This is a genomic window from Pseudomonas sp. 14P_5.3_Bac1 (genome assembly GCF_025466135.1).
Lineage (GTDB): Bacteria > Pseudomonadota > Gammaproteobacteria > Pseudomonadales > Pseudomonadaceae > Aquipseudomonas.
Genome location: NZ_JANLOF010000081.1, coordinates 22,087 through 45,079 on the forward strand (window position 1 = coordinate 22,087; position 22,993 = coordinate 45,079).

Below are 22,993 nucleotides of genomic sequence, written 5' to 3' on the forward strand. Positions count from 1 at the left end.
TGGCCTGCACAGGCACGCTCATCGGGCAAAAAAACGGGAAGGCGCATCACTGGGCCTTCCCGCTTTGATCACGCCGAACGTCAGCGCATCAGTACATCCGGATCGTTCTGCAACAGGATCGAGTCATGCATGTTGGCCAAGGCATCCTTCAAGGTTGACTGCTCCAGGGCATCCTTGGACTTTTTGCTCTGCTGGGCGGCGTGCTCAAGCAGCGCTAGGTAGTCGCGCTTGGTTGAGGCTTCCTTCGGCACCACGCTGTCTTGCACCCGGTTGCCCATCACGTACTTCTGCGTGTGGGTGTTCTGGGAAGCCGATTGGGTAACGGACGCATTCGTCAGTCGGCCGTCTTTATAGGCGAAGGTTGCGGTGCTGCTGGCCTTGTCCTGCACTTGCACATACAGGTAATTCTGCGATTCGCGAGAGCCGTCAAAAACCGGCGGTTTGCCACCGTCGAGGCCTTTATGGAAGCTGGCCGACAGCAGCGATTGCTGGTTCTGGGTGACGCTGCGGTCGCCCGTGCTGCGGCCATTGACCTGGGTCTTCTGCGACACGCTGTAGGAAAAGCCCTCAACTTCCGACCGACGCATCGAATTGGGCGCGCCCACCGCCTGTTTGATCGAGGCCTTGAAGTCAGCCAGGCCCGTCAGCAAGCCTTTGTCGGTCGGGTTATGAGTCAGCGGGTTCGCAGCGCCAGCCCCGGGCGGATAGTTGCTGTTCATGGCGCTGAACGCGTCCTTGAACATGGCCATCAGGTCCGCGTTGGCACTGCCGCGCCGCTCGACGCGGTCGAACTGCGCTAGGTAGGTTTGCAGCGCCTTGGCCTGCTGCTTGGCATTGCCTAGGATCGCCGCGTTTCTCAGGTCCACCGTGAGGTCAATCTGACCCGCCGGGCCACTCATGCGCGTGGTACGGCTCTCGCTGTCGGCATGAAAGGCCAGAGTAATGTCCTCACCGTTCGAGTCCTTCACCTTGGCATTGAGGTCCACCGACGACAGCAGCTTGGCGTCGAACTGAGTCAGCCTGCTCAAGTCGAGTTTCGGCGGCACGGCGGTCAGCCCGTCGACCGAGGCCTGGAATGCGCTGCCCAACTGGCCGACGGCCTTGAGTTCATCGGCGGTCAACTCCCCGCCTTCTACGGTGGCCTGCACGCCCAGACCATCTTTCTGGTTGGACAGGCTGAACGTGACGGTCTTGCCGCTGGCAGTCTTGATGCTGAGGCTGACCTGGTTGTCGGCCTTGCTGTGCAGCAGCGTCTGGTCCGCCTTGATTGCATCGGTGTCGCCAGCGCGGTCAGCTGTGGTGTTGAGCAGCGACTGGGAAATAGCGGCACCGCCACCTTTGGTGAATTGGTCCACTAACGCAGCGCCCAGGCCACTGTAGCGGCTGGCCGTAGTGACCGAGTGGAAGTTGGCGTTGATGACCCAGGTGATCGAATCATCGCTGTTGTTTTCCCAGGTCCGCACGCTTTCCTGGCCGGGCAACAAACCGTTTCGAGAGTAAGTATCGACGACATCGGCTGCCGGATTGCCAAGGCTGACCACTGAAGAAGGCCGCGTCGGTGAGACATCGAGGGTGTTCGCCGAGGTGGCCGGCGGCGTGCTGGTCGCAGCCCGAACAATGAGGGGATTGGTCGCTATAACAGGCGTTAGCGTGGTCATGACAGTCCGTGTCTTAAAAGCTGAGTAGCGTTCAATCTAACCAAGACGCGCCGGGATTAATAGCACTGAGACCTAAATGGAAGGCAAAGAGCCATGCCAAAAAACTGGCTCTTTGCGGTATGGCGCACGTCAGAAGCGGTAAGTCACCGAGCCCCCGAAACCATTGGCGCTGTTTTCATATTTGGCGTCGTAGGTCAGCGCCAACTGAGGGTTGTTGTCGCGAATCTTGATCGGCTCTTCCTTCAGGTAGGAATAGGCCACGTCAAACGTCAGGTTATCCACCGGCGTCCAGCCGGCACCCAGGCTGAACACGGTACGGTCGCCCGTAGGAATCCGTACGGAACGGTCGGTGTTGTTGGTCGGCGTCTGGTCCACCGAGAAGCCGGTGCGCAGCACCAGTTGTTTGTTGAGCTGATACGACAGGCCGATCGCATGGGACCACGTGTCGTGCCAGTGCTCCTGCTCGGTGATGGAACCCAGGCCTGCCAGCTCAGCCGTCAGTTCGGACACGCCGGAATTGTTCACCGTGATCTTCTTCAACTGGCTCCAGCGGGTGTAGGTGCTGCCCACGTAAAGGGTCAAGGCATCGGTCAGCTGGTGAGTAACGGAAAGGTCCACGGAAGACGGCGTGGTGACATTCAGCTTGGCGTCGTACTTCTGTGCCCCGCCGTCCAACAGGTCGGAGAGCACGCCCGAGGCGTCGGTATGACCACTCAAGTGATACACCACTTGCGAATGGTAGGTGAGGCCGACGCGGGTACTGTCCAGCGCCTGCACCAGGATACCGGCGTTAAAGCCCATCGCGGTGTCGTCGCCCTTGATCTTGGCCGTTTCCGTACCCAGCCCGAACGCCGGCACCTTGGAGTCAAGCTCGCCGCTGATTTTGTTGAAGGTCGGGCCGAAACCTACCGACACCTTGTCGTTGAACGCGTAGCTGACGGTCGGCTGCACGGTGAGGACTTCAATCTTGCTCTTATTCCCAAAGCCATTGCCCTGGAAGCTATGCTCATAGTCGGTCACCAGGCCAAACGGTGCGTAGATGCCCAGGCCAAACGCCCAGTGTTCATCGATCGGCGTAACCAGGTAACCCATCGGCACGGCAATGCCGGGGACCATGTCGCCCTTGTTGGTGCCAGGGTTATCGACGCCGCCCTGGCTGGAGCTGGCGTCCTTGATATTGGTTTTGGCATCCAGGTAGGTCGCCCCGATGCTGACTTCATTGTGCTTGAGGCGCGACATGCCGGCCGGGTTGCCGAACACCGTGCTGGCGTCGTCGGCCGAGGAAGAACGCCCGGCGTAGCCTGTGCCCATTGAACTGATGCTTTGTTCATTGAGGGCGAAGCCACCGGCGAGCAGCTGTGTAGAGGCAAGCGAAACGCAAAGCGCCAAAGCGCTTTTAAGAGTTTTGTTATTCATTATTAGGACTCGAATTATTGGTCAGCGCCGGGAAAACTACCAACGTTCGAGCCGAGGGTTTATGAAGAGTTTTTCATGCGCACGATTGTCGGACAATTCTAGAGTTTTCAAAGACTTTGCCCGTTTTTCGGCGTCTTTTTATGACCTTTTAACCTGATCATGACCGCCTGGTTTTACCTGCCCGTAACGCCAGGGCAGCCCGCCCTCGTAAGCTCAACCCAATCCAACGTGCGCGCTGGTTGCCTGCGATTGCATCGAGTGTGTCTGGCCAACGTGTCGCGAGTATCCACCGCCTAAACGTCAACACCAATGCTTTGCCAGCGCAAAGTCAGCACCGTACGGGAGGAAGTCGCTGGTGAGATAGGTATCGTAATGACATGATACGGCCCATTTACTCCCACTCGGCCAAACTCAAATGAATACCACTGTCGGGATCGGCTCAGAGCCAAGCGAGCTGGCCGCCACCGGCTTGGGCAGAAGCGAAGCGTTCACCGAGCGCGTTCTGGCCAGCATCAACGATTGCATCAAGGTTCTGGACCTCGACGCCCGCCTCACCTTCATGAGCGAAGGCGGCATGAAAATCATGGAAGTCAGTGACTTCAACGCGATTCGCGGCTGCCCCTGGCCCGACTTCTGGCAGGACAAGGGAAACGCGGATGCCAAGGCTGCCGTACAGGCCGCCAAAAACGGTGAAAGCGCAAGTTTCATCGGCCCCGCCGAGACGCTGGCCGGCAACCTGAAATGGTGGCATGTGCAGGTCAGCCCGATCCTCGACCGTGACGGCCGGCCGGAACAAATCCTCTGTGTCTCGCGTGATATCACTGCCCTGCGTGAAGCCGAAGAGTCCCTGCGCACACTCAACGAATCCCTTGAGCAAAGGGTGATGGAGCGCACCCGCGATCGCGATCGTATCTGGCGCCTGTCGCCGGACCTGATGCTGGTCGCCCAGCTCGACGGCGTCATCTCCGCGGTGAATCCGGCCTGGACACGCATGCTCGGCCACACCGAACACGACTTGGTGGGCAGCCAGCTGCTGGACTTGGTGCACCCGGAAGACCTCGCGGTCTCCTCCTCGGCGGTCAGCCGCCTGGGGGACGGCAAGAATTTTCCCAATTTCAAGAACCGCTACCGCCACCAGGACGGCAGCTACCGCATGATCGCCTGGACCGCCGTACCCGACAGCGACTACATCCACGCGGTGGGCCGGGATATCCAGGCCGAAGAAGAAGCCAAGGAAGCCCTGCGTCTGTCGGAAGACGCCCTGCGTCAGTCGCAGAAGCTTGAAGCAATCGGCCAACTCACCGGTGGCGTCGCACACGATTTCAATAACCTGCTGACGGTGATCAAGTCTTGCGCTGACTTGCTCAAGACGCCTTCTTTGAGCGAAGTGCGGCGCATCAAGTACGTGGAAGCCATCGCCAGCACCGTGGACCGCGCCGCGCGCCTGACCGCCCAACTGCTGACCTTCGCGCGCCGTCAGGCGCTGCGTCCGGAGGTTTTCAACGTCGGCGACAGCGTATTGCGTGTGGGCGAAATGATGGACAGCCTGACCGGCTCACGCGTCAAGGTCACCATCGAGGTGCCGCAGGAACCCTGCTTTATCAACGCCGATGAAAGCCAATTCGACACCGCCCTGGTGAATATGGTGGTCAATGCCCGGGATGCCATGGCCGGCAACGGCCAATTGGCGATCAGGGTGGCAACCGCTACGTGGCTGCCTTCAGTGCGTGCCCACCCGGTGCGAGTCGCCGAGTACGTGACCATTGAGTTGAGCGACACCGGATCGGGCATTGCTCCGGAGAAGCTCGACGCGATCTTCGAACCCTTCTACACCACCAAGGCCATTGGCCAGGGCACCGGGCTGGGCTTGTCGCAGGTGTATGGCTTTGCCAAGCAGTCGGGCGGTGAAATCCTGGTGCGAAGCGAGTGCGGCAAAGGCAGCCAGTTTATGTTGTACCTGCCCAAGGTCGAAGCCGGTTTGATGCCCGTCATCCAGGACAGTCACGACGTACCCATCGCCTCTGACCTGTGCGTGCTGATGGTTGAGGACAATCCCGACGTCGGCCTCTACACCTCGCAGACCCTGGAACAGATGGGTTTCAAAGTGCTTTGGGTCGCGGACGCCAACAGTGCGCTCGAGGCCCTTGCGCCGAACCCGGAAAGCTTCCAGGTGGTGTTCTCCGACATTTCCATGCCGGGCATGAGCGGACTGGAATTGCTCGATGCGCTCGAAGCCCTCTACCCGTGGCTGCCGGTGGTGCTCACCACGGGTTACAACGACGAATTCGCACGTATCGCCAAGGAAGAGGCCCAGCGTTTTGTGCTGTTGCAAAAGCCTTACTCCACCGAAGCATTGGCCGTGCTCCTGCAAAAAGTCGTCAAGAGTCGCCTGAACCTCACCGCACAAAGCTAAGCCTGAGACGGGGCCGCATCGGCCCCGTCTCTAAACACTTCGATTAAGCAGTTCCTCTGCAACAATCAAAAACCATCCCGCACCCCGGCACTGCAACCAAAACCCGCAAAACCAACCCTTAACCCGTGCCGACACCGCGACATTGAAGCTGGACGAGGGCAAGTCCGCGTTCACCGACGCAAACATTTCTAAATGTTTCTTCATAAAGCCAAACCGTCATTAAACAGACATATCTCAGGAATTAAATCGTCACGTCTTAGACAGGTGGACCTATCCCACTTAACCCTTCCCTTGAGGTGTTGTCGTGATGTTGCCGACTAAAAAAAGTCTGTCTGTTCTGTTCGCCGCCCTGTGCCTGAGCGGCGTGGCCCACGCCACTGACGTTACCGGTGCCGGTTCCAGCTTCGTCTACCCGGTGCTGTCGAAGTGGTCGCAGGACTACAGCAAGAACTCCAGCAACCGCATCAACTACCAGTCGATCGGCTCCGGCGGCGGTATTGCCCAAATCAAGGCCGCCACCGTGGACTTCGGCGCCTCCGACGCCCCGCTGTCCGCCGATGAACTCAAGGCCGGCGGCCTGGGCCAGTTCCCCAGCGTGATCGGCGGCATCGTGCCGGTGATGAACGTGGAAGGTATTGCGCCGGGCCAGTTGAAGCTCGACGGCGACGTGCTCGCGAAAATCTTTCTCGGTGACATCAAGGCCTGGAACGATCCGGCCATCGCCGCGCTCAACCCGGGCTTGAACCTGCCGGTGGCAAACATCACCGTGGTGCACCGCTCCGACGGCTCGGGCACCTCGTACAACTTCACCAACTACCTGGCCAAAGTCAGTGACAGCTGGAAAACCAAGATCGGTTTCGGCACCACTGTGCCGTGGCCGGTCGGTGTGGGCGGCAAAGGCAACGAAGGCGTTTCGGCCTACGTGAAGCAGATCAAGAACTCTATTGGCTTTGTGGAATACGCCTACGCCCTGCAGAACAAGATGACCTACACCCAGTTGAAGAATGCGTCGGGCAAATTCGTCAAACCTGACGCCAAAGCGTTCCAGGCAGCCGCGGACACCGCCGACTGGGCCAACGCCAAGGACTTCAACCTGATCATGACCAACGCCCCAGGCGAAGGCGCGTGGCCGATCACGGCGACCACCTGGATCATCATGTACAAGCAGCCCAAGAATGCCGAGCAAAGCCAGGCGGCGTTCAGCTTCTTCAAATGGTCGCTGGAAAAAGGCCAGCAACAGGCAGCAGCGCTGGACTATGTAGCCCTGCCGGACTCCCTGGTGTCGCGCATCGAAGGTTACTGGAAGTCTGACTTCGCCAACTGATTCGCCCTACAACCGCCTTGCTCATTGATTGAGGGAGGCGGTGAGCACATCTGATATGAACGACACCGTCCACCCGCTGGTTATGAGTACTCACGCAGGCGACACCGCGGGCGACCGTCGTGCCACCCGCGATCAACGCCACGATTTGTGGTTCAAACGCTCGATGTTCGGCGCAGCCATGCTGGTGTTGGTGCTGCTGGGTGCCATTGCCGCCTCGACCCTGTGGGGCGGCGGCCTGGCGTTCAAGACCTTCGGGTGGAGCTTTATCACCAGCACCGAATGGGATGCGGTGAACAACCACTTTGGGGCTGTGGTGCCGATTTACGGCACCTTGGTCACCTCGTTTCTGGCCTTGCTGATTGCGGTGCCGGTGAGCTTTGGCATTGCGATTTTTCTTACCGAAGTCGCACCGCCGTGGCTGAAGATGCCGGTCGCGTCGGCCATTGAACTGCTCGCCGGTATCCCCTCGATCATCTATGGCATGTGGGGCCTGTTCGTGTTCGGGCCGTTCATGGCCGAACACCTCTCGCCCTTGATCAATGACTACCTGGGCGCCCTGCCCTTCGTTGGCTCGCTGTTCCAGGGCCCGCCGTTGGGAATTGGCATGCTCACTGCCGGCATCGTGCTGGCGGTGATGATCATGCCGTTTATCACCTCGGTGATGCATGAGGTGTTTCGCAGTGTGCCCACGCCGCTGAAAGAATCGGCCTACGCGCTTGGCAGCACTACCTGGGAAGTGGTGTGGGACATCGTCTTGCCCTACACCCGCTCGGCCGTCGTAGGCGGGATCTTTCTCGGCTTGGGCCGCGCCCTTGGCGAGACCATGGCCGTGACCTTTGTATTGGGTAACGCGCAACAGTTTTCCGCGTCCCTGCTGATGCCCAGCAGCTCGATCGCTTCCGTCATCGCCAACGAATTCAGCGAGGCCTACACCGACCTGCATCGCTCCGCGCTGATCGCCTTGGGCTTCTTGCTGTTTATCGTGACATTCGTGGTGCTGGCACTGGCACGCCTGATGCTGATGCGCTTGTCGCGTAAGGAAGGGTTATGAACACTCACGAACGCCTGTATCGCCAGCGCGCGCTTAAAAACGCCGTGGCCATGTTCCTCAGTTGCGGCGCCACCGCCTTTGGCTTGCTGTGGCTGGCGTGGATTCTGCTGACCACCCTGATCAATGGGTTCCAGGCTCTGAACCTGCGCCTGTTTACCCAGATGACCCCGCCACCCGGCACCGAAGGCGGGCTGGCCAATGCGTTTTACGGCAGCGCGCTGATGTCCGGCATCGCGCTGTTGATTGGCACGCCCATCGGGCTGATGGCGGGAATCTGGTTGGCGGAGTTCGCCCGCCACTCGCGCCTGGGCACCACGGTGCGGTTTATCAACGACATCCTGCTGTCGGCGCCATCGATTGTGCTGGGCCTGTTTATCTACACCGGCGTCATCCTGCCGCTGAACCTGCTGACTAACCATCAGGTCGGGTTTTCCGCCATCGCCGGTGCCCTGGCCCTGGCTCTGCTGGTGATCCCGGTAGTGGTGCGCACCACCGATGAAATGCTCCAGTTGCAACCTTCGACCATGCGCGAGGCAGCCCTGGCATTGGGTGTACCGCAATGGAAGTTGACGCTGCAGATTGTGTTGAGAGCGGCCAAGGCCGGCGTCGTCACCGGCATCCTGCTCGCTCTGGCACGGATCACCGGGGAAACCGCGCCCTTGCTGTTCACCGCCTTCGGCAATCAGTTCTGGAGCAGCAACCTGCTCAAGCCGATTGCCAGCGTACCCGTGGTTATTTTCCAGTACGCCATGAGCCCGTTCGATGACTGGCACGCGCTCGCCTGGGCGGGTGCACTGGTGCTGACGCTGTTCGTGCTGGTGCTGAGCCTCACATCCCGCCTGATTCTTTTACGCAATAGGTCTCACTGATGGACGCTACCGGCATTGCTCACGAAAAAACCAAAATCCAGGTGCGCGGGTTGGAGTTTTTCTACAACAACCAGCGCTCGCTGAACGCCATCGACATTGATATCCCGGAAAAACGCATCACCGCCATCATCGGCCCCTCGGGCTGCGGCAAATCCACCCTGCTGCGCGTGTTCAACCGCATCTACTCGATGTACCCCAAGCAGGAAGCCCGTGGCGAAGTGCTGCTCAACGGCGAAAACATCCTCGCTCCCGGCTACTCGATGAACCGCCTGCGCAGCCACGTGGGCATGGTGTTCCAAAAGCCGGTGCCGTTTCCGATGTCGATCTACGACAACATCGCCTATGCCGTGCGCCACCACGAAAAACTTTCCCGCCGCGAAATGAACGATCGCGTCGAACAAGCCCTGCGCGGCGGCGCCCTGTGGGATGAGGTCAAAGACAAACTCAACCAGAGCGCACAGAGCCTCTCCGGTGGTCAGCAACAGCGACTGTGTATCGCACGCACCATCGCGCTGCGCCCGCAAGTGTTGCTGCTGGACGAGCCGACCTCAGCGCTCGACCCCATTTCCACCGGGCGCATCGAGCAATTGATTACGGAGTTGAAGACGCAGTACACGGTGATCATCGTGACCCACAACATGCAGCAGGCCGCTCGGGTGTCGGACAACACCGCGTTCATGTTCATGGGGGAATTGATTGAGTACGGCAAGACCGACCAGATCTTTACCACGCCGAAGATGAAGCAGACTGAGGACTACATTACCGGGCGGTTTGGGTAACCGCTCGGCGTGGCAAAGCATTGGGGCTTGGTGGCGGGCTCAGTCCGAGCGGGCTGAGCTTATGTATTGATCGATGCACAGGTCGCGATAAGTCTGTACGCCAAGGACGCGCAGGAGCCTGGCGTCGCAAGGCCCAAATCACAGGCAAAAAAAAACCCGGAAATCCTCACTTGCGTGGGCCTTCCGGGTTTTCTAAACCGCCAAAAATGGTGGGTCGTGTGGGATTCGAACCTACGACCAATTGGTTAAAAGCCAACTGCTCTACCAACTGAGCTAACGACCCGCTGTGTGGTGGCGCGTATAATACTGATTTCTAAGGATTATTCAACACCTTATTTTAAATAAATCAGAAATAACGCGTGGGGTCAGTAATTCCGGCCGCTTGGAAGCCTTCTGCGCGCAGTCGGCAGGCGTCGCATTTCCCACATGCACGGCCGTCATCGTCTGCCTGATAGCAGGAAACAGTCAGCGTGTAATCGACGCCAAGTCCTACACCAGTCTTCACAATGTCCGCCTTGGTCATGTTCTGCAGCGGCGCCTGAATACGGAAGCCCTGCCCCTCTACGCCGGCCTTGGTGGCCAGGTTAGCCACGCGCTCGAACGACTCGACGTACGCTGGCCGGCAGTCCGGATAGCCGTTGTAGTCCAGCGCGTTGACGCCGATGAAGATGTCGCGAGCATTCAATACTTCAGCCCACCCAAGGGCCAGGGACAGAAATACGGTGTTGCGCGCTGGCACGTAGGTCAGCGGAATGCCTTCACTGGGCGCCTCGGGCACGTCAATGCTGCTGTCGGTGAGCGCGGACCCGCCGATGCCATTGAGGTTGAGGCCGATCACCTTGTGCTCAACCACGCCCATGTCACGGGCCACGCGCGCGGCGGCGTTCAGCTCGGCGCGGTGGCGCTGGCCGTAGTCGAAACTCAGGGTGTAGCAGTTGAAGCCTTGGGCGCGGACCATGGCCACCAGGGTGGCGGAGTCCAGACCGCCGGAAAGCAGGATGACTGCACGCTTTTGATCAGCCATATCAGCGCCCCGGCTCGTCATTCCACAGGTATTTGTGCAGCTGCAACTGCAGGCGCACCGGCAGGTTGTCCGCCACCACCCAGTCAGCCAGGTCGCGAGCGTTCAGGTCGTGATGACTTGGAGAGAACAGCACCTCGCCTGCACGACGGTCCAGGCCGTACTGGATCAGCTTGGAAGCCGCCCAGTCATAATCGTCGCGGGAACAGATCACGAACTTGACCTGATCGTTGGCGGTCAGCAGGTCCATGTTGGCGTACAGGTTGCGGTGCGCCTCTTTGGAGCCAGGGGTCTTGAGGTCGACCACACGGCTGACGCGTGGATCCACGGCCGAGATGTCCAGGGCGCCGCTGGTTTCGAGTGAAACCTCGTAACCGGCGTCACACAGCCGCTTGAGCAGCGGGATGGCATTGGGCTGGGCCAGGGGTTCGCCGCCCGTCACACAGACGTAGCGCGGCTTGAAGCCGGCAACCTGTTCGATGATGTCGTCCAGGGTGCGCACGGTGCCGCCGCTGAAGGCGTAGGCGCTGTCACAGTATTGGCAACGCAAGGGGCAGCCGGTCAGCCGTACAAATACAGTAGGCAGGCCAGCAGTGCGCGTTTCACCCTGTAAGGAGTAAAAAACTTCGGTAATACGTAATGTGTCTTGCATAGTCGCCACGGGCGTAACAGCTAAACAGGCTGTCCGCCTCCGTCAGGCACTTCAAGGAATTGCGCAAACGCGTAAACCCCAGGAAGCGTGTTTCATAAAAGGGCGTGGATTCTAACGAAAAAACCCGCGCCAGGCGCGGGTTTCTTCTAAACGGGAAGCATCGCTTACAAACGCTGCAGGTCCCGCTGGGCCAACTGGGCAGCGGAGGTACCCGGATACTGGGCAACCACCTGCTGCAGAATGCCTTTTACCTTGTCGGTGTGACCCAGGCGGCGTTCTACGTCAGCGAGTTTGTACAGCGAATCAGGCACCTTGGCGTGCTTTGGGTAAAGCTGGCTGACCTTGGCAAAAGCCTGGCCTGCACCTTGCAAATCACCCTTGGCCAAGTTGACCTCGCCCAACCAGTACTGGGCATTGCCCGCGTATTGGCTGTTCGGGTATTTGCGCAGGAATGCGGTAAAGGCCTGGCTGGCCTTATCGAAATCCTTGGCTTTGATCAAGTCGAAGGCTGCATCGTAATACAGCTTTTCCTTCGCCGGATCACCCGGTTCGCTGCTGGCGGCAGGGGCTTGGCTTGCCGCCGCGGCCCCTGCTGCTGCACCACCGGCGGCGCTTGGTGCGCCACCGGCAGAAGAATTATCAGGAGTGGCGGCAGGTGTAACGCCGGCTCCAATGCGTCGGTCAAGATCCTGGTAACGCTCCAGGCCTTCTTGCTTAAGCTGGTTCACTTGATTCTGCAGAACCTCAATCGTGCCTTGTTGCTGCGACAATTGATCCTGCATGCGTTGCAGCTGGTTGAACAGCTCGCCCTGTGCCGAGGGAGCGGACGTAGCCGCTCCCCCAGCATAGGCGCCGTTCGTGCCATAACCCGCTGGCGGATAACTGCTCCCGCTATTGTTATAGCCAGAGTTGCTATCTTCCACAGGAACCGCAGCCCACACCGCAAGCGGTGCGAGGCTGAGAGCCAATACAGTTAGAGCACGACGGCACGTTCGCATGACGAATTACTTACGCAGTTCGACGCGACGGTTTTGAGCCCAGGACTGCTCGTCGTGGCCAGTAGCAACTGGACGCTCTTTACCGTAGGAAACCAGTTCCAGTTGGCCTGGAGCAACACCTTGCAGTACCAGGTAGCGCTGAACGGCTTTCGCACGACGCTCGCCCAGTGCCATGTTGTACTCACGAGTACCACGTTCGTCAGTGTTACCTTCCAGAACAACGCGAGCGCCGTTAGCTTTCAGGTCCTTCGCGTGAACGTCCAGAGCGCGCATGGCTTCTGGCTTCAGGTCCGAACTGTCGTATTCGAAGTAGAAAGTGGTGATAGCGCGCAGAGCAGCTTCTTCGCTCAGGGAGCCGTCAACTGCACCAGTGTTAGCGCCGTAACCAGCGTTTGGATCAACAGCTGCGCCTTCACCGGCATTGTCGCCGCCTTTAGACGAGCAACCAACGGCTACGGACAGAGCCAGAGCCAGAGCAGCAAACTTACCAAACTTCAGCATTTCCATCGTGAAACTCCTAATGAACCCCAGTGTGTTAAGTACTTCTTTTTGTAGCGCCGCGTCAGTTCAGGTAAGGGGACCAGGACGGTTCTCTGACTTCGCCTTGAGCGGTAGGAAGCGGGAGCCTTACGCGTCCATTAATGGACACGAGCATCAAGACTCCCCGGCCCTGCTGGCGGGTGGCGTAGATTACCATGGTGCCGTTGGGCGCAACAGTAGCTGACTCATCAAGGTTGGTATCTGTGAGGATTTTTACGGTTCCGCGCTGCAAATCCTGGGCCGCAACCCGGAAATTAGTGAAACCATCCTGACGGTGAATCATCACCAACGTCTTTTCATCAGCCGAAAGCTTAGGGTTGGCATTGTAGTTACCAATAAAGGTCACGCGTTCTGCGCCACCGCCACCTACGCTTGTTTTGTAGATTTGAGGCTTGCCGCCACGGTCGGAGGTGAAGTAGATGGTCGAACCATCCTTACCCCAGAACGGTTCGGTGTTGATGCCCGGGCCGCTGGTAACACGGCTGATCTGGCGCGAAGCCATGTTCATCACGTAGATATCAGGGTTCCCGTCTTTGGACAGTACGAACGCCAGGCGCGAACCATCCGGCGACCAGGCTGGCGCACCGTTGAGGCCTTCGAAGTTGGTGATCTGCTCGCGACGACCGGTATCGATGTGCTGAACGAAGATGCGTGGACGACGCTGCTCGAACGATACGTAGGCAATACGCTTGCCGTCCGGCGCAAAGCGCGGCGACAGGATTGGCTCACGCGATTGCAGCAAGGTCACAGCGCGTGCACCGTCGTAGTCCGAACGCTGCAAGGTGTAACGAGTGTTGTCTACAGAGAAACGCTCAGCCGTTACATACAGCAGACGCGTCGAGAAAGCACCTTTGATACCGGTGAGCTTTTCAAACGACTGGTCGGAGATGTAGTGCGCCATGTCCCGCAGTTGTTCGGCGGTGCCCGAAACGCTGCCGGTCAAGACCTGCTGCTCGGTGGCCACGTTGAACAACGTGTACTGGATCTGCAGGCGACCGCCGGCCGGCGTGATGTTGCCGACCATCAGGTACTGGGCGCCCACTGCCTTCCAGTCACGGAACACAACTTCGCTGGCCTGGTTAGGCTGGCTGATCATGTTGCCTTTCGGAATCGGCGCGTAGTAACCGGAGTTGCGCAGGTCGTCACTGACGATCTGGGCCATGTCGTCCGGCAGCACGCTGCCGCCCTGCCAGCCGAACGGTACTACGGCAATCGGGGTGGCCCGATCGCTACCGCTGGTAACCAGAATGTTCTTTTCATCCGCCGCCGCTATCCCTGCCATACAGCAAATAACGACAAGCATTCCTCGAAGAAGGTTTCTCACAAGGCTAGATCCTCAGGTGTGAATGTCATCTTGAATGAACGATAGGGAGCGAAGTCGCTTGGTTTCATTCCCTGCATCTCGGTCAACCGGCCAATGTTCTTGACCGCGGCAACCGCCGAACTGTCGAACGAACCGTCACCACTGGACTTGGCCACGCTGACCGAAGTCACCGTACCGTCCGGCAACATGCCGATCTGCAGCACTACTGTCATGCCTTTGCGTGCCGAAGGTGGACGTGTCCAGCCTTCCGCTGCTCGTGCCCGAATCAGGTCGTCGAAACTGCCCGCGACTTCATCACCACGTTCATCGGCCAAGGCTTGCTGACGCTGCGGCGTGTCGGAAAGCAAATCTGCCAAGGCCTGGGCCTTTTTCTCTTCGGCGGATTTACGTGCTGCTTCCTGGGCCTTTTTCTTGCTGGCGTCGGCGGCAGCTTTCTTCTTCGCGTCGTCGGCGACTTTCTTCTTCGCCTCGTCTGCTTCAGCTTTTTTCTTGGCGTCTTCGGCGGCTTTCTTCTTCGCGTCTTCGACTATCTTTTTCTTGGCTTCTTCAGCGGCCTTTTTCTTGGCCTCTTCTTCAGCAGCTTTTTTGGCTTCTTCTTCAGACTTCTTCTTAGCTATATCAGCCAATTGTTTCTCTTCGGCTTTTTTAGCTTCGGCAGCTTTGTCGGCTTTCTTGGCTTCATCAGCCTTTTTCGCCTCGTCAGCTTTCTTGGCTTCGTCAGCCTTTTTCGATTCCTCGGCCTTTTGAGCCGCCTCTTCTTTCTTTTGTTCCGCAGCAGCCTTCACCGCTTCCTGCTCGACCTTCTTCTGTTCCATCTGTTCGACTTCAGTCTGGCGCGCAGCCGACTTCTGGGCCTCACCCGCAATCTTCTGATTGGTCTGGGTGGTGGCCTGACTTTTCGATTTCAGCTGATACAGGGTCGCCTGCACGATCGGCTTGGCTGGCGGCAGGTCCGGGGTCATGGCAAAGCTGACGAACAGCATGCCAAACACCAGGACGTGCAGGGCAATTGCCCAGACGCTAGGCCAGAAGTAGCTTTCCGAGGCGGACGGCTCTCGCTGTTGCTGCATCAGGGCGCCTCGGTAATCAAGCCAACGTTACCCACGCCGGCCTTCTGCAGCCCACCCATGGCGCCCATGACGGAACCATAGTCGACCACTTTATCGCCGCGAATGAACACCTGGGTGTGCTTGCCGCCTTCGTTGCCGGCCCGGATGATCTTGGTCACGGCATCGGTCATCTGCGGCAAGGTCATGGCCTTGTCCTGCTGTTTCTGGGTATCGACTTCGCTGCCAAGGTTCCAGTAATAGGTCTTGTCAGCCTTGATCGAAATGGTCAGGACCTGAGTGTTGTTGTCTTGCGGCAAGGCTTCGCTGGAAACCTTGGGCAGATCAACCTTCACGCCCTGATTGAGCATCGGCGCGGTCACCATGAAGATGACCAGCAGCACCAACATCACGTCGATGTAAGGCACTACGTTCATCTCGGCGACCGGCTTGCGCTTTTTGCGAGCTCGAGCGATTAAAGCCATTGGGAATTACCTGCTTATTCTTCGCTGGTGTGCACTTTACGGTGCAGGATCGCCTGGAATTCATCGGCGAAGGTGTAGTAACGGCTGATCAAGGTCTCGCCGCGCGCGGCAAAACGGTTGTAGGCAATTACTGCGGGGATAGCAGCGAACAAGCCAATCGCGGTGGCGATCAGGGCTTCGGCGATACCCGGGGCCACGGTGGCCAGGGTCGCTTGCTGGGCCTGAGCCAGGCCACGGAAGGAGTTCATGATGCCCCACACCGTACCGAACAGGCCGATATACGGGCTCACGGAACCGACGGTGGCGAGAAACGGCAAACTTTGCTCAAGCTTCTCTTCTTCGCGGGAAATCGCGACGCGCATGGCACGGGCCACGCCTTCCATGACCGCTTCCGGGTCAACGCCCGGTTGCTGGCGCAGGCGGGAGAATTCCTTGAAGCCGGCGCGGAAGATCTGCTCGACGCCCGAATCCGGGTCCGGGTTGCTGCCGGCCTGACGGTACAGCTTGGACAAGTCGATACCCGACCAGAAGCGCTCTTCGAAGCTCTCCAGGGCACGTCGACCGGCACGCAGCAAATTGCTGCGCTGAAAAATCATGACCCAAGAGGTAACCGATGCGGCTACCAGGACCAGCATCACCAGTTGAACCACGACACTGGCATTGCTGACCAGGCTCCACATGGAGGAATGGTCGACGACGGTAGGTTCCACGCTAAATCTCCTGCTTTGATTGTTTACCCGCGCCGCTTACGCCGGCAAAGGCCGCACGTAGAGCTTCGGGAATGGCCCGGGGTTTCAAACTATTGGTGCGCACACAGGCCACCAGGAACTGCCCCTCGCAGAGCAGCGTTGCATCCGTTGCCCGCCTGACCTGCTGTTTAAAGCGCAGGCTGACACGGTTCAATTCGATTACTTCAGCGCTGACCAGCAACTCGTCGTCCAATCGCGCCGGTGCGTGGTAACGCGCCTCGCTGGAATGCACGACGAATAACAGGTCCTCCCCTGCCAGCTGGGATTGGGCAAAGCCCAGCTCCCGTAGCCGCTCGGTTCGAGCCCGCTCCATGAACTTGAGGTAGTTGACGTAATAAACGATGCCGCCGGCATCGGTGTCCTCGTAATAAACGCGACAGCGATGTGCGAACGACTGATCCCCGTTTTGCGCGCGCATACTCTAGTGCTTACTCCTCAGGTTGCCAATCCGGCTGGGCAACTGTTTTTTCATTCTCTGAAACATTTGCAGCAACTGAATGACGCTACCAGCCACTAGGACAGCACAAACCTCAGATAAATCGACTGACGTGAGCTTTTTAATCGTCCACTGCATCCAGGAATTCGTCTACTACAGGCATCTCGCCCAATCGTGACGGAATGTTTAACCCGAAGTGCAGATAAGCATGACGCGTCACCACCCGCCCCCTTGGCGTGCGCATGATGTAACCCTGCTGGATCAGGTACGGTTCCAGCACATCCTCAATGGTATGACGCTCCTCGCTGATCGCCGCCGCCAGGCTGTCCACACCCACCGGGCCGCCGTCGAACTTCTCGATCATGGTCAAGAGTAGACGTCGATCCTGGTGATCGAAGCCATGTTCGTCCACATCCAGCAGGTTCAACGCCAAATCGGCCACGGCCTTGGTGATGTGCCCCTTGGCGCGCACTTCAGCAAAATCGCGCACACGTCGCAGCAAACGGTTGGCGATCCGCGGCGTGCCTCGCGCTCGACGGGCGATTTCAAACGCGCCTTCCGGGTCGAGCGGCAACCCCAGGATGCTCGCCGAACGACTGACAATCGTCGCCAGGTCTGCGGTGCTATAGAACTCTAGACGTTGAACAATGCCGAAACGGTCTCGCAGCGGGTTGGTCAGCATGCCCGCGCGGGTGGTCGCGCCCACCAGGGTGAACGGCGGCAGGTCGAGTTTGATCGAGCGGGCCGCCGGGCCCTCGCCGATCATGATGTCGAGCTGAAAATCTTCCATGGCCGGGTACAGCACTTCTTCGACGATGGGCGACAACCGGTGAATCTCGTCGATAAACAGCACATCGTGCGGCTCAAGGTTGGTCAGCAAAGCCGCCAGATCACCCGGACGCTCCAGCACCGGGCCGGAGGTGGACTTGATCGACACGCCCATTTCCTGGGCGATGATGTTCGCCAGCGTGGTTTTACCCAGCCCCGGCGGGCCGAAGATCAAGGTGTGGTCCAGGGACTCGCTGCGCCCGCGCGCGGCCTGGATAAACAACTCCATCTGCTCGCGCACGGTGGGCTGGCCGATGTATTCGGCCAGGCTCAGCGGGCGGATGGCCCGATCCTGGACTTCTTCACGGTCGCGCGGGCCAGTGGCCGCGATCAGACGATCAGCTTCAATCACTTAAATCATTCCCTTCAGGGCTCGGCGGATCATGTCTTCGCTGCTCAGGTTCTTGTCCTTGATGGCCGATACGGCTTTGCTCGCTTCCTGCGGCTTGTAGCCCAGGGAGATCAACGCGCTGACCGCGTCGCTCTCGGCGCTGGCGACCTGGCCTGCCGGCATGTCCGGCTGGTTCGGCACCAGGGCAAACATGCTCGGTACCACTTCCCAGGCCTTGAAGCGGTCCTTGAGTTCCACCAGCAGACGCTCAGCGGTTTTCTTGCCGACACCCGGCACCTTGGTCAACGCCGAGGTGTCCTGGGCCGACACCGCGCGCACCAGCTCATCAACTTCCAAGCTCGACATCAACGCCAGCGCAAGCTTTGGCCCCACGCCATTCAAGCGGATCAGCTCGCGGAAAAAGTCGCGGTCGCGCTTGCCAATGAAACCGTAGAGCAATTGCGCGTCTTCCCGTACCACCAAATGGGTGTGCAGGGTCAGCGGCTCGCCGACCGACGGTAGGCGATACAGGGTAGTCATGGGCACTTCCAGCTCATACCCCAACCCATTGACATCCAGAATCAGGTGCGGCGGCTGTTTCTCAGCCAGGGTGCCGCGCAAGCGTCCAATCACGGTTCAGATCCTTAAAGCTTGGGGTCAGATTGAGGCCTGACCGGAAATAACGATTGCGCTGATGCTATCAGAGACGCAGCCGGCCGCCACGACTGCGTGCCGTGCCCAGGCCGTGCGGCAGCAAGCTTGAGCGCGTGTGCGCATGGCAAATGGCAATGGCCAGGGCGTCGGAGGCGTCGATTTGTGGCTTTGAGGTGAGCTTGAGCATGTGCATGACCATCATCTGCACCTGTTCCTTATTCGCCGCACCAGTGCCGACCACGGCCTGTTTGACCTGGGTGGCGGTGTACTCGGCGATTTCCATGCCCTCCTCCGCACCGGCGACAATCGCCGCGCCACGGGCCTGGCCAAGCTTGAGCGCGGAGTCGGCATTTTTGGCCATGAAGACTTTTTCGATGCCCATGGTCACCGGCCCGTAGGTCTGGATCACTTCACGCACGCCGCGATAGACAATCTGCAGGCGCTCGGCCAACTCGCCCGCACCGGTGCGAATGCAGCCCGAGGCGACGTAGACGCAGCCGCGCGGGGTCTGTTGCACCACGCCAAAACCGGTGATGCGCGAACCGGGGTCGATACCTAGGATTAAAGTCATAACGCCTGCGGGTTGGGTAAAACACAATATTTGCGGCCAACATCGATCAACTGTGGGAGCTGGCTTGCCTGCGATGCAAACACCTCGGTGCTTCTGCTAAACCGAGGTGACGCTGTCGCAGGCAAGCCAGCTCCCACAGTTTGATCTACATCATCCTTCAGACCAGCTGTGCAGCCACGTCTTCCGGGATGTCGGCGTTCGAGTACACGTTCTGCACGTCATCCAGGTCTTCCAGCATATCCAGCATCTTCAGCACCTTCTGCGCGCCGTCCAGGTCCAGTTCGGCGCTGGTGGTCGGCAGCATCACGATTTCCGCGTCGGTGCCTTTGAAACCTGCCGCTTCCAGGGCGTTGCGCACCGCATAGAAGCCGGCGAAGGAAGTGAACACGTCGATGGAGCCGTCTTCGTTGGTCACCACGTCGTCGGCGTCAGCCTCCATCGCAGCTTCCATCAGCGCGTCTTCATCCGTACCCGGCGCAAAGGTGATCTGCCCTTTGCGCTCGAACAGGTAGGCCACCGAACCGTCGGTGCCCAGGTTGCCGCCGCATTTGCTGAACGCATGGCGCACGGCTGCCGCAGTACGGTTGCGGTTGTCGGTCATGCACTCGACCATCACCGCCACGCCGCCCGGGCCGTAGCCTTCGTAGCTCAGCTCGACCATGTCGTCGGTGTCGGCGGCGCCGGCACCACGGGCCACGGCGCGGTCGATGATGTCGCGGCTCATGTTCGCGCCCAAAGCCTTGTCCAGCGCCAGGCGCAGACGCGGGTTGGAGCCCGGGTCACCACCGCCTTGGCGGGCAGCAACGGTCAGCTCGCGAATCCACTTGGTGAAAATCTTGCCTTTCTTGGCATCCTGACGCTCTTTGCGGTGCTTGATGTTCGCCCACTTGGAATGGCCAGCCATAACACAACTCCGAAATTCTCTAGAAACCTTATCAATCCCGCCCCAGGCAGGATTTTCCTCTTGAAAGCACAACCCTTGTAACGCAAAGGCGCATCCGAAGATGCGCCTTTTTAGACTGCGTAAACCTCAGTGCGCTTTCACGCAGCAGCCTTACTCAGCCTTTGGCGTCTCGCGCAGACGGATGTGCAACTCGCGCAGCGCCTTGGCATCCACCACGCCCGGAGCCTGGGTCATTACGTCCGCAGCACTCTGGGTTTTCGGGAAGGCGATCACTTCACGGATCGACTGGGCGCCGGTCATCAGCATTACCAGACGGTCCAGACCGAATGCCAGGCCGCCGTGCGGCGGAGCGCCGTACTTCAGGGCATCGAGCAGGAAGCCGAATTTCTCTTCCTGTTCCGCTTCGTTGATGCCCAACAGGCGGAACACCGCTTGCTGCATCTCTTTGCGGTGGATACGGATCGAACCGCCACCCAGTTCGGTGCCGTTCAAAACCATGTCGTAGGCACGCGACAACGCGCCTGCCGGGTTGGCTTCCAACTCTTCAGGCGAGCACTTCGGTGCAGTGAACGGGTGGTGCAAGGCGCTGAAACTGCCGTCGTCGTTCTCTTCGAACATCGGGAAGTCGACGACCCACATCGGTGCCCACTTGCAGGTCAGCAGGTCCAGGTCGTGGCCCAGCTTGATCCGCAGCGCGCCCAGGGCTTCGCTGACGATCTTGGCTTTGTCGGCGCCGAAGAACACGATGTCGCCGTCAACCGCACCGACGCGATCGAGGATCGCGTTCAGGTTGTCCAGCGGAATGTTCTTCACGATCGGCGATTGCAGGCCGTCAACGCCATTGGCGCGCTCGTTGACCTTGATGTACGCCAGGCCCTTGGCACCGTAGATGCCGACGAACTTGGTGTAGTCGTCGATCTGCTTGCGCGGCATGCTCGCGCCGCCAGGCACGCGCAGGGCGGCGATGCGGCATTTAGGGTCGTTGGCCGGGCCGCTGAACACCTTGAAGTCGACTTCCTTGAGCTGGTCGGCCACGTCCACCAGTTCCAGCGGGATACGCAGGTCTGGCTTGTCGGAACCGTAGCGGCGCATGGCTTCTTCGAAGGTCATGTGCGGGAACTCGCCGAATTCCAGGTCCAGCACTTCCTTGAACAGGTTGCGGATCATTTGTTCGGTCAGGCCCATGATCTCTTTTTCATCGAGGAAGCTGGTCTCGATGTCGATCTGGGTGAATTCCGGCTGGCGGTCGGCGCGCAGGTCTTCGTCGCGGAAGCACTTGGCGATCTGGTAGTAACGGTCGAACCCGGCCACCATCAGCAGTTGCTTGAACAGTTGCGGCGATTGCGGCAAGGCGAAGAAGGAACCGGCGTGGGTACGGCTCGGCACCAGGTAGTCACGCGCGCCTTCCGGGGTGGCCCGGGTGAGGATCGGCGTTTCGACGTCGAGGAAGCCGTTTTCGTCGAGGAAGCGGCGGATGCTGGTGGTCATGCGCGAACGCAGGCGCAGCTTCTCGGCCATTTCCGGACGACGCAGGTCCAGGAAGCGGTAGCGCAGGCGAGTTTCTTCGCCGACGTCGGAGTATTCGTTGAGCGGGAACGGCGGGGTTTCCGACTCGTTCAGCACTTCCAGCTCGTAACCCAGCACTTCAATCGCGCCGGACGCCATGTTCGCGTTCACGGCACCGGCCGGACGCAGGCGAACCTTGCCGGTGATTTTCACAACGTATTCGCTGCGCACACGGTCGGCGGCGGCGAAGCTTTCAGCGCGGTCCGGATCGAACACCACCTGGGCCAGACCATCACGATCACGGATATCGAGGAAGATCACCCCGCCGTGGTCACGGCGACGGTGAACCCATCCGCACAGGGTGATTTCCTGACCATCCAGGGTCTCGTTCAGTTGGCCGCAATAGTGGCTGCGCATCATGATAGTGGTTTCACTTCTCGTAATTCGAATTTCGGTGGAGGCTCGCCTCGTCACCGTACAGTTAAGCAGGGGACGGATAATGCAGGAGCCTGCGCGTAGAGTTCAACTCAGTCTGCTTTGTCGCCGCCCGCCAGATTCTTCTTGGCGCCGGTCTTGAAGTCGGTCTCGTACCAGCCACCGCCGCTCAGGCGAAAGCCCGGCATGGACAACATCTTCTTCAGCTCAGGTGCCTGGCAGGCAGGGCAATCGACCAGCGGCGCTGCGCTGATTTTCTGAATGGCTTCCAACTGATGACCACAGGAAGCACATTGATAATCGTACATGGGCATGGAGATGTCTCGGCGATCAGATCATTACTGCGCTGCACCCGCCCTGTGGGTAAAGACCCGGCACGCGCAGCAAAGCGCGGGATTATATCTGGTAAATCGAAGCAGCGCAGCCGGCTTTCTGCCCCAGGCCTTGCCCGCCCGGGCAGCGGGCCGGCCCGGTGCCGCCTGGCTAGTCAGGGTGGTGCGACGCCGTACTGCCTTTTAATACGTGAACCACGCACACCACCCTGACCAAGCCACTGAAGTTCTTCACTCCTCCGTAACGCAAATGCACTTCCCGATCGACATAAGACAGCAATGCGCTGACTGAGCAGGCATTGAGCCTGGCTATCTCCGTGAGGATATTCCAATAGATCTGCTCGAGCCGCAGGCACGTGGAAAACCCGTTGAGTCTGACCGACCGGGACAATGGCTTGGCCAGTCCCATATCGAACCCTTTAGCAAAAGGATCGACTTTTATCTTATGAAAACCACAGGTTTCCATCACTCCACTACCCACTCCGCGTGACATACACCTGACACTCCATTGCCAAACAGCAGCCCATGGGTTTCTCCCATCGGACAGTGGCCCTATAAAACAGCAGGACGTGCGAGGCAGCCAGAAGACGCGGAGTCGATAGTCGTAGGACAACGCCAGGAAGCGCAGAGAAACAAGCGAGCGGCGCCAGGACGGCACCACTCGGTTTGCT

The 22,993-nt window shown here is 59.3% G+C and carries 23 protein-coding genes and 1 tRNA gene; 5 read left to right on the forward strand and 19 right to left on the reverse strand.

All coding sequences use genetic code 11. The features are described 5' to 3' along the window. Window positions 1-80: 80 nt before the first annotated feature. The gene (locus NTD89_RS22310) at window positions 81-1,658 is read right to left on the reverse strand and encodes a lactate dehydrogenase (protein WP_262209758.1); all 1,578 of its coding nucleotides are present in this window, start codon (window positions 1,656-1,658) and stop codon (window positions 81-83) included. Window positions 1,659-1,787: 129 nt separating this feature from the next. Further along, window positions 1,788-3,074: an OmpP1/FadL family transporter gene (locus tag NTD89_RS22315; protein WP_262209760.1), complete on the reverse strand. Its 1,287-nt coding sequence runs from the start codon at window positions 3,072-3,074 to the stop codon at window positions 1,788-1,790. Between the two features lie 415 nt (window positions 3,075-3,489). Here NTD89_RS22315 and NTD89_RS22320 point away from each other — a divergent pair, with 415 nt between their 5' ends. The 5 genes from NTD89_RS22320 to pstB all read left to right on the forward strand — a co-directional run bounded on the left by NTD89_RS22320 (window position 3,490) and on the right by pstB (window position 9,510). Further along, window positions 3,490-5,487, forward strand: coding sequence for a PAS domain-containing protein (locus NTD89_RS22320; protein WP_262209762.1), 1,998 nt, complete (start codon window positions 3,490-3,492; stop codon window positions 5,485-5,487). Between the two features lie 307 nt (window positions 5,488-5,794). Further along, window positions 5,795-6,811: a phosphate ABC transporter substrate-binding protein PstS gene (pstS, locus tag NTD89_RS22325; RefSeq protein WP_119737129.1), complete on the forward strand. Its 1,017-nt coding sequence runs from the start codon at window positions 5,795-5,797 to the stop codon at window positions 6,809-6,811. Between the two features lie 55 nt (window positions 6,812-6,866). Further along, window positions 6,867-7,862, forward strand: coding sequence for a phosphate ABC transporter permease subunit PstC (gene pstC / locus NTD89_RS22330; protein ID WP_145165462.1), 996 nt, complete (start codon window positions 6,867-6,869; stop codon window positions 7,860-7,862). Further along, window positions 7,859-8,731 carry a phosphate ABC transporter permease PstA gene (gene pstA / locus NTD89_RS22335; protein WP_145165349.1) on the forward strand — a complete coding sequence of 291 codons (873 nt, stop codon included), beginning with the start codon at window positions 7,859-7,861 and terminating at the stop codon, window positions 8,729-8,731. The genes pstC and pstA overlap by 4 nt, the downstream gene beginning before the upstream one ends. Beyond that, window positions 8,731-9,510 (forward strand): phosphate ABC transporter ATP-binding protein PstB, encoded by a 780-nt coding sequence (gene pstB, locus NTD89_RS22340; protein WP_106578391.1) that lies wholly within the window; start codon window positions 8,731-8,733, stop codon window positions 9,508-9,510. Before pstA ends, pstB begins: the two co-directional genes overlap by 1 nt. A 207-nt stretch (window positions 9,511-9,717) precedes the next feature. Here pstB and NTD89_RS22345 read toward each other — a convergent pair. The 17 genes from NTD89_RS22345 to NTD89_RS22425 form a co-directional block, all read right to left on the reverse strand. Next, window positions 9,718-9,793, reverse strand: a tRNA-Lys gene (locus NTD89_RS22345). Window positions 9,794-9,856: 63 nt separating this feature from the next. Then, entirely contained in the window at window positions 9,857-10,534 is a 678-nt protein-coding gene (gene queC, locus NTD89_RS22350; RefSeq protein ID WP_262209765.1) for a 7-cyano-7-deazaguanine synthase QueC, read from the reverse strand. A 1-nt stretch (window position 10,535) separates the two neighbouring features. After that, on the reverse strand, window positions 10,536-11,183 hold the full coding sequence (queE, locus tag NTD89_RS22355; RefSeq protein ID WP_145165353.1) for a 7-carboxy-7-deazaguanine synthase QueE: 648 nt from the start codon (window positions 11,181-11,183) through the stop codon (window positions 10,536-10,538). Between the two features lie 164 nt (window positions 11,184-11,347). Further along, window positions 11,348-12,181, reverse strand: coding sequence for a tol-pal system protein YbgF (ybgF, locus tag NTD89_RS22360; protein WP_119736970.1), 834 nt, complete (start codon window positions 12,179-12,181; stop codon window positions 11,348-11,350). A 6-nt stretch (window positions 12,182-12,187) separates the two neighbouring features. Beyond that, entirely contained in the window at window positions 12,188-12,688 is a 501-nt protein-coding gene (gene pal, locus NTD89_RS22365; RefSeq protein WP_003209827.1) for a peptidoglycan-associated lipoprotein Pal, read from the reverse strand. Window positions 12,689-12,743: 55 nt separating this feature from the next. Then, entirely contained in the window at window positions 12,744-14,024 is a 1,281-nt protein-coding gene (gene tolB / locus NTD89_RS22370; protein ID WP_152745290.1) for a Tol-Pal system beta propeller repeat protein TolB, read from the reverse strand. A gap of 17 nt (window positions 14,025-14,041) precedes the next feature. Then, complete coding sequence (tolA, locus tag NTD89_RS22375; protein WP_056858573.1) at window positions 14,042-15,115, reverse strand: cell envelope integrity protein TolA; 1,074 nt, start codon at window positions 15,113-15,115, stop codon at window positions 14,042-14,044. Further along, window positions 15,115-15,567: a protein TolR gene (tolR, locus tag NTD89_RS22380; RefSeq protein ID WP_161635741.1), complete on the reverse strand. Its 453-nt coding sequence runs from the start codon at window positions 15,565-15,567 to the stop codon at window positions 15,115-15,117. Before tolR ends, tolA begins: the two co-directional genes overlap by 1 nt. Before the next feature lie 23 nt (window positions 15,568-15,590). Further along, a complete protein-coding gene (tolQ, locus tag NTD89_RS22385) occupies window positions 15,591-16,286 on the reverse strand; it encodes a protein TolQ (protein WP_003209819.1) in 696 nt (231 codons plus the stop codon). 1 nt (window position 16,287) lies between these two features. Next, window positions 16,288-16,743 (reverse strand): tol-pal system-associated acyl-CoA thioesterase, encoded by a 456-nt coding sequence (gene ybgC, locus NTD89_RS22390; protein ID WP_071484353.1) that lies wholly within the window; start codon window positions 16,741-16,743, stop codon window positions 16,288-16,290. A 139-nt stretch (window positions 16,744-16,882) separates the two neighbouring features. Then, window positions 16,883-17,941 (reverse strand): Holliday junction branch migration DNA helicase RuvB, encoded by a 1,059-nt coding sequence (gene ruvB, locus NTD89_RS22395; protein ID WP_003193867.1) that lies wholly within the window; start codon window positions 17,939-17,941, stop codon window positions 16,883-16,885. Continuing rightward, window positions 17,942-18,553, reverse strand: a complete 612-nt coding sequence (ruvA, locus tag NTD89_RS22400) for a Holliday junction branch migration protein RuvA (protein WP_025854761.1) — start codon at window positions 18,551-18,553, stop codon at window positions 17,942-17,944. It abuts the gene before it with no gap. A 67-nt stretch (window positions 18,554-18,620) separates the two neighbouring features. Beyond that, entirely contained in the window at window positions 18,621-19,145 is a 525-nt protein-coding gene (gene ruvC, locus NTD89_RS22405; RefSeq protein WP_016975450.1) for a crossover junction endodeoxyribonuclease RuvC, read from the reverse strand. A gap of 157 nt (window positions 19,146-19,302) precedes the next feature. After that, window positions 19,303-20,049 (reverse strand): YebC/PmpR family DNA-binding transcriptional regulator, encoded by a 747-nt coding sequence (locus tag NTD89_RS22410; protein ID WP_262209769.1) that lies wholly within the window; start codon window positions 20,047-20,049, stop codon window positions 19,303-19,305. Between the two features lie 150 nt (window positions 20,050-20,199). Next, window positions 20,200-21,975, reverse strand: a complete 1,776-nt coding sequence (gene aspS / locus NTD89_RS22415) for an aspartate--tRNA ligase (RefSeq protein WP_056858570.1) — start codon at window positions 21,973-21,975, stop codon at window positions 20,200-20,202. A gap of 107 nt (window positions 21,976-22,082) precedes the next feature. After that, a complete protein-coding gene (locus NTD89_RS22420; RefSeq protein WP_017139808.1) occupies window positions 22,083-22,304 on the reverse strand; it encodes an FmdB family zinc ribbon protein in 222 nt (73 codons plus the stop codon). Window positions 22,305-22,473: 169 nt separating this feature from the next. Next, a complete protein-coding gene (locus NTD89_RS22425; RefSeq protein WP_145165355.1) occupies window positions 22,474-22,815 on the reverse strand; it encodes a ribbon-helix-helix domain-containing protein in 342 nt (113 codons plus the stop codon). Window positions 22,816-22,993 lie beyond the last annotated feature (178 nt).

Bases quoted from the DNA above. Each gene is read 5' to 3' on its own strand.
- NTD89_RS22310 (WP_262209758.1), bottom strand. From the start codon at position 1,658: ATGACCACGCTAACGCCTGTTATAGCGACCAATCCCCTCATTGTTCGG.
- NTD89_RS22315 (WP_262209760.1), bottom strand. From the start codon at position 3,074: ATGAATAACAAAACTCTTAAAAGCGCTTTGGCGCTTTGCGTTTCGCTT.
- NTD89_RS22320 (WP_262209762.1), top strand. From the start codon at position 3,490: ATGAATACCACTGTCGGGATCGGCTCAGAGCCAAGCGAGCTGGCCGCC.
- pstS (WP_119737129.1), top strand. From the start codon at position 5,795: ATGTTGCCGACTAAAAAAAGTCTGTCTGTTCTGTTCGCCGCCCTGTGC.
- pstC (WP_145165462.1), top strand. From the start codon at position 6,867: ATGAACGACACCGTCCACCCGCTGGTTATGAGTACTCACGCAGGCGAC.
- pstA (WP_145165349.1), top strand. From the start codon at position 7,859: ATGAACACTCACGAACGCCTGTATCGCCAGCGCGCGCTTAAAAACGCC.
- pstB (WP_106578391.1), top strand. From the start codon at position 8,731: ATGGACGCTACCGGCATTGCTCACGAAAAAACCAAAATCCAGGTGCGC.
- queC (WP_262209765.1), bottom strand. From the start codon at position 10,534: ATGGCTGATCAAAAGCGTGCAGTCATCCTGCTTTCCGGCGGTCTGGAC.
- queE (WP_145165353.1), bottom strand. From the start codon at position 11,183: ATGCAAGACACATTACGTATTACCGAAGTTTTTTACTCCTTACAGGGT.
- ybgF (WP_119736970.1), bottom strand. From the start codon at position 12,181: ATGCGAACGTGCCGTCGTGCTCTAACTGTATTGGCTCTCAGCCTCGCA.
- pal (WP_003209827.1), bottom strand. From the start codon at position 12,688: ATGGAAATGCTGAAGTTTGGTAAGTTTGCTGCTCTGGCTCTGGCTCTG.
- tolB (WP_152745290.1), bottom strand. From the start codon at position 14,024: ATGCTTGTCGTTATTTGCTGTATGGCAGGGATAGCGGCGGCGGATGAA.
- tolA (WP_056858573.1), bottom strand. From the start codon at position 15,115: ATGCAGCAACAGCGAGAGCCGTCCGCCTCGGAAAGCTACTTCTGGCCT.
- ybgC (WP_071484353.1), bottom strand. From the start codon at position 16,743: ATGCGCGCGCAAAACGGGGATCAGTCGTTCGCACATCGCTGTCGCGTT.
- ruvC (WP_016975450.1), bottom strand. From the start codon at position 19,145: ATGACTTTAATCCTAGGTATCGACCCCGGTTCGCGCATCACCGGTTTT.
- NTD89_RS22410 (WP_262209769.1), bottom strand. From the start codon at position 20,049: ATGGCTGGCCATTCCAAGTGGGCGAACATCAAGCACCGCAAAGAGCGT.
- aspS (WP_056858570.1), bottom strand. From the start codon at position 21,975: ATGATGCGCAGCCACTATTGCGGCCAACTGAACGAGACCCTGGATGGT.
- NTD89_RS22420 (WP_017139808.1), bottom strand. From the start codon at position 22,304: ATGCCCATGTACGATTATCAATGTGCTTCCTGTGGTCATCAGTTGGAA.
- NTD89_RS22425 (WP_145165355.1), bottom strand. From the start codon at position 22,815: ATGTCACGCGGAGTGGGTAGTGGAGTGATGGAAACCTGTGGTTTTCAT.